11 protein-coding genes are annotated in these 14,508 nt (G+C 37.2%); 1 reads left to right on the forward strand and 10 read right to left on the reverse strand.

The window, feature by feature from the left end; translation table 11 throughout:
• Positions 1-67: 67 nt before the first annotated feature.
• From C1A06_RS11995 to C1A06_RS12005, 3 genes are all read right to left on the reverse strand, one after another.
• Positions 68-865: a hypothetical protein gene (locus tag C1A06_RS11995; protein ID WP_101690453.1), complete on the reverse strand. Its 798-nt coding sequence runs from the start codon at positions 863-865 to the stop codon at positions 68-70.
• 231 nt (positions 866-1,096) lie between these two features.
• Positions 1,097-2,422: an MFS transporter gene (locus C1A06_RS12000; RefSeq protein WP_101690454.1), complete on the reverse strand. Its 1,326-nt coding sequence runs from the start codon at positions 2,420-2,422 to the stop codon at positions 1,097-1,099.
• A gap of 30 nt (positions 2,423-2,452) precedes the next feature.
• Entirely contained in the window at positions 2,453-3,895 is a 1,443-nt protein-coding gene (locus tag C1A06_RS12005) for a mannitol dehydrogenase family protein (protein ID WP_101690455.1), read from the reverse strand.
• 195 nt (positions 3,896-4,090) lie between these two features.
• Between C1A06_RS12005 and C1A06_RS12010 the strand changes: the two genes are divergently transcribed.
• Positions 4,091-5,095, forward strand: coding sequence for a LacI family DNA-binding transcriptional regulator (locus C1A06_RS12010; RefSeq protein WP_101690456.1), 1,005 nt, complete (start codon positions 4,091-4,093; stop codon positions 5,093-5,095).
• 7 nt (positions 5,096-5,102) lie between these two features.
• Here C1A06_RS12010 and C1A06_RS12015 read toward each other — a convergent pair whose 3' ends face one another.
• The 7 genes from C1A06_RS12015 to C1A06_RS12045 all read right to left on the reverse strand — a co-directional run bounded on the left by C1A06_RS12015 (position 5,103) and on the right by C1A06_RS12045 (position 14,498).
• Positions 5,103-5,888: a hypothetical protein gene (locus C1A06_RS12015; RefSeq protein WP_245872060.1), complete on the reverse strand. Its 786-nt coding sequence runs from the start codon at positions 5,886-5,888 to the stop codon at positions 5,103-5,105.
• 31 nt (positions 5,889-5,919) lie between these two features.
• The gene (locus tag C1A06_RS12020; RefSeq protein ID WP_101690458.1) at positions 5,920-6,825 is read right to left on the reverse strand and encodes a carbohydrate kinase family protein; all 906 of its coding nucleotides are present in this window, start codon (positions 6,823-6,825) and stop codon (positions 5,920-5,922) included.
• Positions 6,826-7,983: 1,158 nt separating this feature from the next.
• Positions 7,984-9,084, reverse strand: a complete 1,101-nt coding sequence (locus C1A06_RS12025) for a metallophosphoesterase (RefSeq protein WP_101690459.1) — start codon at positions 9,082-9,084, stop codon at positions 7,984-7,986.
• Between the two features lie 9 nt (positions 9,085-9,093).
• On the reverse strand, positions 9,094-10,005 hold the full coding sequence (locus C1A06_RS12030; protein ID WP_101690460.1) for an endonuclease/exonuclease/phosphatase family protein: 912 nt from the start codon (positions 10,003-10,005) through the stop codon (positions 9,094-9,096).
• A gap of 96 nt (positions 10,006-10,101) precedes the next feature.
• On the reverse strand, positions 10,102-11,490 hold the full coding sequence (locus C1A06_RS12035; RefSeq protein ID WP_101690461.1) for an FAD-dependent oxidoreductase: 1,389 nt from the start codon (positions 11,488-11,490) through the stop codon (positions 10,102-10,104).
• An 11-nt stretch (positions 11,491-11,501) separates the two neighbouring features.
• Positions 11,502-12,764, reverse strand: coding sequence for an MFS transporter (locus C1A06_RS12040; RefSeq protein WP_101690462.1), 1,263 nt, complete (start codon positions 12,762-12,764; stop codon positions 11,502-11,504).
• A gap of 30 nt (positions 12,765-12,794) precedes the next feature.
• A complete protein-coding gene (locus C1A06_RS12045) occupies positions 12,795-14,498 on the reverse strand; it encodes a RagB/SusD family nutrient uptake outer membrane protein (RefSeq protein WP_101690463.1) in 1,704 nt (567 codons plus the stop codon).
• Between the last annotated feature and the right edge of the window lie 10 nt (positions 14,499-14,508).

Here is a 14,508-nt window from a genome sequence, read left to right on the forward strand (position 1 = left end):
CTTCTTTATTATCGATTGCTCTAGTTTACTATATTTCTTTTTAGCAAGACAAAGTCAGGGTATTTCATTAATGCTTCTCTGTCTTGACTAGTTTTCCTGACTCATCGTAGTATTTCCACGTGCCGATGGGAATTAAGTAATCATCATCATTTTCCCATTCATATAATTCATAATTTTTGAATCTTTTCTCCCATTTAGGATTTCCATTGTTATAATACTCCTTTTCTACTATATATGAGAATACTTCACTTATAGGCATATTCAAGTCTTTCTGTACTGGATAAACGTAATCCAAAGTGGTTCGAAGCATACCATCTTCGCTATATACTTTTTGAGTGCCTACAGGAACATTTTGCCCCCCAAACGCACCCGTATATCCAATCCCACTAATTTTACTATTTTTAAAGTAAAAAATATCAAGCCTAAAACAATGAATAGGATTCCCATCCGTAATTATTATTGTATCTGTTCTATAACTCCGTGATTGAATACTGTTTTCGTATGTATCATAATAATATTCATTTATTAAACCTACTGACGTTTCAGAAGATAAATTATATTCAACATAATTAATCGTGCCACTATTGTTAAACTTTACTCTACGTTTTTTTGATAGAGAATCCAAATACAGAATATAAAATAGACGATCATTCTCTGCATCAAATGCATAAATAGAATCCTCTCCATATTTTTTTATTCTTTTTCCATAAGGACTAATGCTATCAATAATGTAATAAGGATCTGTATTATTTGTTGTATCAACTACTTCTTTTTCTTTCTTTGTCGTTACTGAACAAGCATAAGGTAAAGAAAGGACAAAAAGCAAAATAATATTTAGTCTTTTTAATAAAATATTTTTAATCATAATGATGCTCTAAATTATAAGTAATACCTCTAGCGGTTTATTACGCAATTTTTCCTTTTGCTCCATCCTTATATAATCTATCAAAATCTAAAGGATTTGTCACATGACCAAATGTACGTCTTCAAGCTAAAGTTTACTACTAAGTGTTAAGCCTATTTGTTGTTAGAGATTCTGTTTAGTTAATTCGATAAAGATAAAATATTTTATTTGAGGATATAGAGTGGATTCAATTTAACTTTTATTCAAACACTCAGCATCTTTCACTCTCGATCCTATCTGAGCATAAAGCAGCATAACCAACTCGCAGATAACAACAATTATCCATGTCCACTGCCAAGCTCCCAAAGTGTCAGCTAGAATACCTTGCAATACAGGGAAAACAGCTCCTCCAAATACACCCATCATAAATATGCCAGAGGCTTTCGATGTGTATTTTTTCAATCCTTGAATGGATAATGTAAATATACTACCCCACATAACTGAATGACATAATCCGACCGAAACTAGTACCCATAAGTTATTCGACAAAATAGCTATTAGCGTCAATACTATTGCTATACAAGTAGTAGTAGTCAGCAATGTCCGAGGCGATATATTCTTGAAAAAGCTGAATACAAGTCTACCTATCATCATCCCTCCCCAATAAAGAGTTGCCAATAAAGCCGGAATACCCAGATCAAGCCCCCAAAGTACTAAACGGTTCTTTCCAAAAAATGAAAGATTATCGCCCGATTCGATCAGTTCCATAGCGTGTAAATTAACATTTACACCTATTGCTACTTCTGCTCCCACATAAAAGAAGATGGCTATGACTCCATATTTCAGGTGACTGAAAGACCAAATACTACGCTCCAATTTTTCGTTACTATCAGCTCTTGTACCTTCAATATCTGGCAGGTTAAGACGTGATGTTATTAGAGTAGTTACAATTACACACAAAGCAATAGCCATAAACGGAATCATCAATTGATCAACCTCAACACTTTCCAATGCTACTCCGGCAAACATAATTCCAGTAACAAAAAACGGAGCGATCGTTGTACCAAACGAATTGATTGCACAAACTATATTCATTCGTTGTACAGGCTGTGTATTAGGCAGATCGTAGGCAGCTATATACGGGTTGATAACCACCTGAAGTATTGCAGCTGAAGTACCCATCAGAAACGACCCCATTAAAAAGATAAAATAACCATACGAAATGAGATCGCCCGATATATCTAAACGCACATCTGCAAAATTTACGGCAAACCATGATGAAAGAAAATACATAAGTAAGCCTGCAATCATTATAATCAATGCTCGTATCAGCGTTTTCTTATATCCTACAGTATTAATCCATTTTCCTCCTAAAGAACTATTCAGCAAATAGCCTAAGAAAAAAAAGAACGAAATAAGTGTAGTCAGTGTATTTTTCAGGTCACCAACTTCCGTTAAAAAAGCTACTTTCAAAGGTCCTTGACACTGTCCGTTGACAGTTGTCAGGAAACCAACGATAAAATAGATGAATGTCAGTACCAAAAAAGGTCCTATGGTATTTCTCTTTTGTGTTGTCATGGCTTTTCGTATTTAAATCATTCGTATCGGTTATGCTAAAATTTTATCAAGAAGTTGTCTTGTTCCCATTTCGCTTAAATCTTGTACCATTCGTTGGTATAAACTTACAAATTGATCTGCTGCTTTCAAATCTACACTCTGAAAAGAAGATAACCCGAGAAAATCGACAGGATTATTACTATTAATCAATGCTTCATCCTCTGATGTCATCCATGGTTCAGCAATTTCGAAGCTCTGTCCATTATCGTCTTTACGATATTTCAAATAGTGACGATATGCAGCAAACAAGAAGGTTACGCGAGCAAGATCAGCTTTATCTTCAATCATTTTAGCCAGATTAGGCATGATATAAACAGGAAATTTAGAAATTCCATCGAAGCATAAACGTGCTATCTGATCGCTAACAGTTCTGTTGCCGAAACGCTCGATAAGCGTTTGTTTATATACTTCAAGATCAGTATTTCCTGGAGCCGGAACATACGGAGTGATGTCAATATTCATAAAATTGCGGACAAACTGCACTATTTGTTCATCGTGCATAGCGTCGTCTACCTTGCGGAAACCTATAAGGAAAGATGGATAAGACAATAATGTATGCGAGGCATTCAACAGACTTAGTTTCATATTTTCATAGGCTGTAACATCATCGGTAAATTCGACACCCACTTTTTCCAATTCAGGACGTCCTGCAATGAAGTTATCTTCGACAACCCACTGAATGAAATCTTCGCAATAAACGGGAGCTTTATCCGAAGTGCCATTCTGAGCATTAAGCCTCTCAATATCATCGGGACGTGTAGCCGGGGTGATACGATCGACCATACTGTTTGGAAATGTCACATTCAGAGCTACCCATGCAGCCAATTCGGAATCTTGTGCCTGAATGAAAGAAGTAAATGCTTTCTTGGCTGTATTTCCATTGTGTTGCAAATTGTCACACGAAAGTATTGTTACAGGTCCATTTCCTTCGGCTTTTCTTCTACGTAATCCTTCGGCTACAAATCCAAATGCAGTTTTAGGCGTTTGAGGATTATTCAGATCGTATTTTATGTTCTCATCTTCCAACATAAACTCACCTGAGCTTTTATCAATATTATATCCGCCTTCGGTTATGGTTAATGTAATGATGCGGATATCCTTATCAGCTATCTTATCTATTATAGCTTCAGGTTTTTCGATAGCCCAAATAAGTTCTACTAAGGATCCTATACGGTAAACTTCATCTCTACCGTCACGACCACATACAGTGAGGGTATATTCATTATTTTGCTCTTTCAGAGCTTTGTATAACTTTTCATCACTAGGAAGCAGCATAGCACCACAGATAGCCCAGTTGCTCTGTATTTTATCACTAAGTAGCTGATTGATGTAAAACTCTTCGTGAGCACGGTGAAAATTGCCTACACCAATGTGTAGGATACCTGCTTTTACTTGTTGACGATCGAAGTTGTAAGAATTAATTGATGTTTTCATGATTTCTATATTTTATTGTGTTTTTATTGTTCTCTTGTGTAAATGTATAATGTTCGTAATCAGTAGAATAATATTTTTGAAGATTAATACCTGCAAACGATTGCGAGAACGTTCCCAAAATCTGCAAACGTTCTCATTCGACTAGGAAATTTGGGACAGAATTACTACATTAGATTCGAATAAACCGAATACTGTATGAAACGCGTCACAATAAAAGATATAGCCAAGCATCTAACAATCTCAGTATCTACTGTTTCACGCGCTCTGATAGATGATAAGAATATCCGTAAGGAAACGAAAGAGAAAGTGCTTAAAGCCGCTAAAGAATTAGGATACAAGCCCAATCCGGTAGCTACCAACCTAAAATACGGACGAACAAATACAGTAGGAGTCATTGTTCCTGAGATGGTTACTCCTTTTGCATCCCAGGTTATCAACAGTATACAAAACGTGCTTTACAATCAAGGGATAAAAGTCATCATAGCCGAATCTAACGAAGATCCGACGCGCGAACGCGAAAATCTACAAATGATGGAGCAATTTATGGTGGATGGAATTATTGTTTGTCTATGCAGCTACAAAGAAAACATTGCCGAATACAAACGATTGCAAGATGAAGGAATGCCAATGGTTTTTTACGATCGTATACCTTACGCTTTGGATGTTCCTCAGGTAATTGTCGACGACTATATAAAGGCTTTTTTTCTGGTAGAACATCTGATTCGTAGTGGACGCAAGCAAATTATACATTTGCAAGGTCCAAATGATATATATAACTCGGTCGAGAGAACTAGAGGCTACAAAGACGCAATGACCAAGTTTAAGATACCTTTAGATACAAATTCCATCATCAAAAGTGGGCTTACTTTCGATGATGGAAAGAATCTGGTGGATATGTTAGTTCAAAAGAATATACCATTTGATGCAGTCTTTGCTTTCACCGATACTGTAGCCATCGGAGCAATGAACAGGCTCAGAGAGCTGGGTAAAAGAATACCCGAAGATGTAGCTGTAGCAAGCTTTTCGGGGACAGTTCTGTCTACGATCGTTTACCCACAGTTAACAACAGTTGAGCCGCCTTTGACCCAGATGGGAAAGACGGCTGCTGAAATGATTCTAGAAAAAATAAAAAGTATATCTGCTCCAAATAGGACTGTTGTATTAGATGCCGAAATAAAAATCCGCGCGTCGTCTGAGTAATATCAGATTAAAAAGAAAATAGTTGAATACCAACTTGTAAATAACCTTTGCTACTTTGTGGATTCCACATAGCCATCACCGTTATGGGCATATTATATCGGGCGATGCTTAATTTATAGACGGAACATAAGCTAACATGTACAATGCCAAAATCATCACCATAAAAGTGTTCTTTAGATCTCTCTCCTTCAACATTCCTGCCATATACAAAAGCAAATGCAGCACCAATACCGGGCTTGACTTCCCATAAGCCATCCTGCCAAGCAGAGTATTCTGCAAAAACGAAAGTTGAGTATCTGTTTTTCGAGTTCAAGCCATCGCGGTCGCGACCGAAGATTATTGTAGACCAACTGACTGATAAAGGAACTTTCTTACTACCTGAATACGAAATAGTAGCATCTAAAAAGCGACCTGTTTCTCGGGCATTATAGTTAAAAAATTCTCTGTTGTTATATGCGGCATCGGGCGAAAAATTGTATGTATCCCATAATGCGACTTTAAATTTCCCCTTAGTATAAGAGATATAATTATTGAATTCCTTATAACTCCCGTTAGCATTTGTTCCACCCCAGAAGCCGAATTTAAAATGCTTTTTCCTATCGGAAACACTTAAATCTGTAGTCAGAACAAAACCATCTGTAACCTCCATCCCCCGCCATAAGTGCATATTCTGAAAATTAACCTCTCCATTGATTTGTGCAATCAGATTACTTGCTATACACATAAAAGCAATGAACAGTAAATTCCTTTTGTTGAAATACGTAAGCCTTCTATTGATATTAGAAGTTTTCATAGTAATTGATTAATTAGGATTTGAACAAATATCAATCAACTCTTTTTCTCAGACTCTCGGGCAAAGTAGGCATAGCTCCATTCTGTGTACAAACATAAGCCGAAAAATTGACAGCCAATTGATGAGCTTCCATTATGGTTTTACCTTTTAGAATGGCTGCAATAAAAGTCGCGGTAAACGAATCGCCTGCCCCTACCGTATCTACAACATCGACTTTAGGAGTCTCTACAAAAGAAACATTACCCGGAGTAAACACATAACTACCATTTATACCACAAGTAAGAATTAATATTTCCAGATTATATTTTTCGAGAATCTTCCAGCACTTATCTTGCAAATCAACACCTGAATATCCAAATAAACGGCTAACAATAACGAGTTCTTCATCATTTATCTTTAGAATATTACATTGTTTCATTGATCTATCAAGGATTTCCTTTGCATAAAAACTTTGACGAAGATTTATGTCAAATATTTTATATCGTCCTTTTTCATTGGGCATAGTATCAAGAAATGTATTAATAGTATTCCGTGATATTACGTTTCGTTGAGCCAATGAGCCGAAAGATACGGCTAGAGTTTTAAGGGCTAGATCCTTTAATTTTTGAGTTGTAGGAATATTATCCCATGCCACATTTTCTTTTATATCGTAGCAAGGCACACCACTATCATCTAATTCAACCTGTACTACTCCGGTCGGATAATCAACCTTTTCAATTGTAGTATTTAGACCTTTATTTTTGAAGTTATCTAGAATTTCTTCACCTAGTTTGTCATTTCCTACAGCACTTACAACTTGGCTTTCGAAACCGAATTGTGATACATGATATGCAAAGTTAGCAGGAGCACCACCAATTTTCTTTCCATCTGGTAGCAAATCCCATAATGCTTCCCCTATTCCTACAATAATCAATTTATCTTCTTTAGTTGTCTTCATGATATATTATATTGACTTGTTAATATTATACTCCAAATTTATAAGATTAGAAGCAGGAAAATAGGTAAAACCAAATAAGATATAATGGGAACGATTGCGGGAACGTTCTCAAAATCTGCAAACGTTTTCATTTTAAGAATTAGGATATTACTTACAATAGATTAACACAAAAATATTGATTATATTCTGTGGCTTAATTGCAGCTGTTTTACACACAAACATCTTATCTAAAAAGTGAATATTTGAGAAAACATCTTTGTAACATCATTGCTAATTAGTAAGTTTGTTGGTACATATCTATGCAGACAGAACGCTGTCAAAGTCAGATAAAAGATAAATTTCTCTCTCGGTACCTAATCGATACCATATAAGAAAGTTCAATCTACTTACAACTGATAACTAATTATTTATGAGATAAAACGCGATTTCTACGAAGTCACTTAAAAATCAAATGTTTAGATAGATATCTAAACATTTTTTCTTTATCTGTGACGGATTCGTGACGTTTTGATTGTTCGAATATAAATTCACCTTCAAACTCATTCAGCTCGCGAAAAGTTTCTTCATAGGTCTGCATCGTACCGATATATTCTTATTTTTCAAGGGACTTTATTCTGGAACGGACGCATTGTTCAAAGTATCGCCCGTTGATTTGTTCATCCTCGTATTAAGCAGGTGAAAGGAGAATTCGCCTCTTTCGAGCAGGGATGAAACATTGTCCTTAACCAGATAGAAACTGCTTTCGATTTCTTCACGCAGGTTTTTGGCTTCTCTTGACCGTTCTGTGGGTAGTTTCTCCCCCTCTTCACGGATCAGCAATTTACCTATCGAATAGTATTATCTTACGCGTTTCTTATTGACTCTGATCTTAATGGGATATTTCCCCTGTGCATTGGCTTTGCGGATATCAATCATAGCGGCGACAATTACACCATCTTTGGAATAGGTACACATACGAATGTTGTTCAAAATTTACATTCGGTATATCCTTCAATATATATAAGTTGAACGGGCATGTTTGGATTTTTTGAGAAGTGCTAATTTTTAGAGAAAACCAAATATTATTTTGAATTGTCTTCTTAATTGAAGCCTGTTAAAAAAAAAGTTTCCTGACTGCTTCCAAAAGCAGCCAAGAAACCTATCTATAGAAAATAAAAATTAATCAAATTTGAAAATAAATTCATTTGCAGCATCAGTTTTCCATGCTAAGCTTTGAGTAGAAGGTGAAATAGCAAATAACGGTGAAAATGTTTTCACTTTTACTGTCTTTTTATCTGGATAGAATTCGAAAATACGTAGCCAGCCATCACCTCCGTTTCCATAATGGCCTCCACCCATTGATTGAGCATCGAATAACATTTGATTGACAGTCTTTCCAGCCTTATTCTTATCGGATCGAAAACTTTCTCCAGAGATATGTCCACATAAAACTAGGCCAATATTCTTACTTTCGTTAATTAATTTATTCCATAAATCTTCACCTTTATTAGCATCTGAAATCAGCTGCTTACGCTTTGTAATATCGCCGTCCACATAATAAGGATTGTAGCAAGTCACCTTCATTTCGCCACTTGTGCGTTGAGCTTTTCTATCCATATATTCATGTGTCATAAGTACTACTCGGTGATCGGCATACTGCTTCAGATTAACAACATTTTTTGCCCACGAAACAACCGTGTCGCGAGGAGCAAATTCCAAGGCTAAGAACAAAAAATTATCACCATGAGGTGTAGTCATTTCATATGCAGCATTCTCGGTTGTTTGCTCACCTTCATCATTCAGTGTATTCTGACGGATTATTTTACGATTCAGGAAATTCTTATCAATAGGAAAGAAATCCTTATAACGAGATTTTTTATTCCCATTCGAGTCATAAGTATAGTCGTGATTGCCAGTTGTAAGAATGTAAGGAACTTTCCCATCTAGCTTCGAAAATGATTGCGATACAAACTCCCATTGCTTTTCGCCCGATTGGTTACCAGATATACCATGAGATATACGGTCGTTTTGCTCAACCAAATCACCTGGGCACATGACGAGTTTTATATTCAGTGTATCTATGTTTTCTTCTATCCAGGACATCATCAGATCCAGAATAGCCTGATTTCGTCCAAATTTTGAATAATTCTGCACATCCGGAAGAAATATCATAGACCATGATTTTTCATCGTCCAATTTTGGCTTCTGGTATTCAGATTGCTGAGAAAACGTAGCAATAGTTAAGAATAATAGGGTTAGAATTATGTATATTTTTTTCATGATTTAGTTCTAATTTATTTCTACATCGGCTGACAAAAAGAAGTGATCGCTAGGAAACATTCCATTAACTTCGTCGGTAATTAGTTTCGAAGCAATAGCTTCGACTGGCCCATAAGAGAATATAAAATCAATACGTCCCGAATCTCCCGAGTCGTCATGCATACCTTTAAATCCATGATAAGATCGTGCATTTGCTTTGTCTGGATTTAATTTTGCAAAGATATCAGTCCAACCCGCCAAAGATATCGATTTAATAACATTATTATCCATATTGGCATTGAAATCGCCTATCAATAATTGAGGAAAGGTCTCTTGATATTGCTTTGCTTCATTCAATATCATATTTATCTGAGCCTCTTTGGCTTCTTGTGCAATATGATCAAGATGCGTATTCAAGACACGAAACTCTTTGCCAGTATATTTGTCATGCAAACGTACCCAGTTGCAATGGCGCGCGCGTGCACTTCCCCATGACATAGAAGCTGCGATATGAGGGGTCTCCGACAACCAATAATTGCCTTGCGAACGTAATTCATATCGTTTTTGGGAATAGAATATTACATTCTTAGCGATTCCATGATAACCTTCTGGAAATGCATCCATATCAGGTCCTATAAATCCGAACGAGTCGTAACCTGATAGAGCTTCACACATATCTTCATACTGCACTTTCAGAACTTCTTGTGCACATATAATATCTGCATTTTGGTTTTTAATAACTTCAATACAAGCCTCTTTACGTTTGTCCCACCCTACTCCTTTTAAGGAATCTTGAGGAAGTGCAACACGTATATTGCAGCTTAGAATTCGATGAATTTTAGTTTCAGATTCGATACTTGCTTTTTCTCCTTGCTTTGCATTATTACATGAGCTAAATAGCAATACCAAAGCTGAGAATATTATGGATATTAGATTCTTCATTAAATTAGGTTCTGTTGATTAATTTAGAAAAGTGCTCTCCAAGTTAGTAAGACTATCCGAGAGAGCACTTGAGATAAGTATTGTTACGAAGAAAACTTATTTTTCTATTTCGCGCAGGAAGCCTCCCTCGGCAAGGATTTCCTTTCTCAATTCCTGAGCATCTACTTGCGATGGATGAATATTGTGTTTGATAGCTAAATGCGCAGCAAGTCCTGCAGCCTCACCCATCAACATACATGGAGCCATAACTCGGATTGCCGACATTGCTTCGTGTGTTGTAGAAATACTGCGTCCGGCTACGATTAGATTTTCAACATCAAGCGGAATCAATGAACGATAAGGTATATCGTAGCAATCGCCGCTCCAACGAAGAGTGCAATCGCCACCAGTAGGATGATGTATATCAATAGGGTAACTAGCTGCACCAATAGCATCGTCAAAATAGCGACGGCTAAGGATATCATCTTCTGTCAAAATATATTGACCAACGATACGTCTTGTTTCACGAATTCCAAGGAATGGAGCTACACGATCCATGTATGCATTCTCGAATCCCGGAACGAATTTCACCAGATATTTTTCAATCTCGTAAATTTGTTTACGTCCTTCAATCTCACCACGAGTCAAGCTTGCAGGGTCAGTTCCGTCAACTCCGCTGATACGAGACATATTCACCCAAATTTCGTCTTCATCAAGACCCGATATCAAGATTGTACGCTCAGTCGGAATATTAATTCCAGCTTCACGAGCTTCCAAAACCTTATTACGAAGTCCTACTGTAATGAAGTTATCATCCTTACGGAAGAATTCGTTAGGAATAGTATCCATATCGTATGTTTCAGGATGGTCGGCTATGCTTAGACGTAGTTTTTTAACATCCACGCCTTTCATGCAAAACATCAATGTAGGAGGTTGCATACCACCTTTTTCGTTTCCTTTTTCAGTACGAGCTCCTGCTCTATATGCAACATCAGCATCTCCGCTACAGTCGATTACTACTTTTGCTAAGATAGCTTCACGTCCGGTTTTACTTTCTATGATAACACCTTTTACCTCGTTACCCTCTTTTATTACTCCCGAGAAGAATACATAGAACAATACTTCTACGTTATTTTCAGTCATAATTTCAAGAGCTGTTGTTTTAACTTCTTCCGGATCGACAATCGTTAAACTCATATGCAGAGGACAAGGACGATGATCGCTTGCCGCATTTTTCTCTTTAAGTCTATCGATGAATTTTTGAGCTAATCCTTGTGTTATGAGTTTACCTTTTTGGCTAAGATAACCTAAGATTGGAAGTCCTATTGTCAAGTTGCCACCCAAAAAGCTTTTGCTTTCCAGTAGCATAACTTTCAAACCTTTTTTTGCTGCAGCTTCAGCTGCCATGATGCCCGAAGGGCCTCCACCCACAACTACGACATCTACCGATTTACGTACTGGTATCGAACGGGCAGGTTCGTTTACAAATAATGTTTCTTCTTTCATGATAATATACTTTAGTTGTTTGTTGATAATTTTAATTTGTTGGGATTCTCATGTTTCGTCATTTTCCAAAGTACAAGTACAGAGATCAGATGTAATCCTCCCATAATAGCAAATATAGTACCAGCACCGACACTTCCGATAAGTTGACCTACATAATAGTTGAAAATTGCTCCTCCTACAGCTCCGAATCCGGCTGTGATTCCAACTACACTTGCCACATTCTTAACGGGGAAAGCTTCAGCAATCACTACATTTATTGTAAATAGCCAACTCAGGCAGACAATAGCTACGATACTGAATATTACTAATACTGCTGCCGGATGATGAAAATATGGAGTAAGTATACATACCGGTGCAAAACAAGCAACTATACTCATCATTACCTTGCGGGCTTTGAGTGGAGACATTCCTTTTTTCACCATACGATCAGACCATGCTGATGTCAATACGCCTCCTGTTGCACCAAAGAAAAATGGTATCCAACCAACCCAACCTACTTGAGCCAATGTCAGTCCCGAATCTTCTTGAAGATATCCTGGTAACCAGAAAAGGCAGAAATACCATACCGGATCGCTAATGAATCTGATCAAAAGACAGCCCCACATACTCTGAGTTTTCCACAATTGTAGCCATGTAAATTGAGTATTGCTTACATTATGTGCATTGTTTTCAGCTTGTGTTATTGCAAGTACTTCTTTTGGAGGATCATTGTATATAAACCACCATAGAATACCAATAACTACACCGATAGCTCCCGCAATAATGAAGATATCGTGCCAAGGAAAATATGCGGCTAACCATGCAATCAACATCGGAGCACACACCGTTCCTATCGAACCTCCTGCTGCACAAAGACTGTTAACTGTTGCTCGCTGTTTTCCCGAGAACCATACGGTTACGGCTACAATCTGGCCTGCAAATATTGTCGGTTCGGCCAAACCTAATAGTCCGCGGAAGAACGTGAATTGCTCGACGGTAGTGGATAGCCCACCGCCTATACAGGCGATAGACCATCCTAGAATACCAACAAACATCACTTTTTTAGGGCCGAATTTATCGACCAACCAACCTGTTATCGGGTACATGATAGCATAGCATATCATGAATACATTTACAATGTGAGCATAGCCATCGTCGCCTATTTCGAAGGCATCTTTAATGACGGGTTTCAGTATCGACAATAGCTGTCTATCCAGATAGTTGCATATGATTGCAATGAATATCGTTGCAACGATATACCAACGTCTTTTATTTGGATCGCTTAAAAATGACATATTTCTTTATTTATACATTAAGTTATTTTCCTACCACTTCGGATTTTGTTTTATCAGCTTATTAGTTTCTATTTCAGCTAGAGGAATTGGCCACAAATAATGTTTTTCAGGATCGAAAACCATTTCTTCCAACACTCTCATCTTGTTTTTGTTCGCAACATTAGAGTAGTCTGCTGTTGTATTCTCGTCAAGCATAGGAGCATTTGCTAGCAATTCTGTCTTGATACCTCCAAGTCTGGTTCCGTTCATTACTTTTTCGGCAATTCCCCATCTTCTGATATCGAATAGGCGATGTCCTTCGTTTGCTAATTCTATTTTACGCTCGCGACGAATCACTTTGCGCAGTTCTTCCTGGTCAGTTGTTGTGATTGCAGGGTATTGATCTGTTGCTGTATAGTCAACTTCGTAAGCTCTGGCTCTCACTTTATTAATAGCGTCGAGTACAGATTGATCAATCTTATTTAATTCTATTTTTGCTTCAGCATATATTAGATAAAGCTCAGCTAAACGGAACACAACTATATCCCCATCACAGTTTTCATCATCTGCCATATCTTTTTCATCAGTCCACTTACGCCATAAATATGTTGTAAATGTAGCATATGTATTTGTTCCGTCAGCATTGGCAACTTGTTTTGCCGGATTTTCGTTATAATTCCAAACTTTAGGATATTTTTTACCATCTACTTGGAATTCGTATCCATAGAATACCGAACCTGGATATACAATACTTTTAGCAAGACGTGGATCGCGATTTTCGTACGGATTCTGAGGATCGAATAGTGGCGATTTATCAATCGTAAGCCCATCAATACACTCATATGAGTCTACCATTGATTGAGTAGGTACTTCGTTAGATACTCCTTTTCCTAAACGAGAAGACAAGAAATTTGAGTTTGCATGCACAACAACACCTTTTAGATACTGAAGAGAGAAAATAATTTCTTTCGAATATTCTCCTGCGTAGTTAAATAGTTCTTCGTATTTTGGATGTAGTTCATAGAATCCTAAATCTATAGCTTCTTTTGCTGCATCTGCTGCCTTTTGATATTCTCCGTTGCATAATGCAAGGCGAGCTTTTAGAGCCAAAACAGATACTTTTGTCGCACGGCCTCTGATTGGGGCACTTTTACCATCAGGATATGATACAGGAAGTGCATCTTTTATTTCGTCCAATTCTTGATAAATCCATTCTATCACTTCAGCTTTAGGAGTCTGAGCTGTGTTCATATCATTCAAATCGACCACATATGTGATTTTAGGAACATCGCCAAAAAGCTGAACAAGTAAAAAATAATTTAACGCTCTTACAAAACGGGCTTCTGCATCTGTTTGTAGACGAAACTCATCCGACAATTCAGGAACTGCATCAAGATTAGTAAGCAATAAATTTGTTCTTCCAATCCCTTTATATAATTGTGTCCATGCAGCTGTAGCAGCAGCATTATTGCTTACAGCAGTTCCGTTACCAAGAGTTTGAACACCATGCGAGGCACGATGCCACGAAATATCTGTAGTCACGTCCATAATTACTGGCCAAGGACGAGCTGATTTTAGATCCCAGCACAGTTGTTTGTAACAACCATTTAATGCTAATTCTACTTCTACTTGATTTTTGAAGTAAGTACCAGAAGAAGGAAATTCCAAAGGTTTTTTGTCGAGCAAGCTATCACAACTCGTAAAAGCGATGCTCAGGCACGATATTAAGAATATATATATATATGTTTTTTTCATGATGACAGCT

The sequence above is a fragment of the Dysgonomonas massiliensis genome, assembly GCF_900240225.1.
In the GTDB taxonomy this organism is placed as follows: domain Bacteria; phylum Bacteroidota; class Bacteroidia; order Bacteroidales; family Dysgonomonadaceae; genus Dysgonomonas; species Dysgonomonas massiliensis.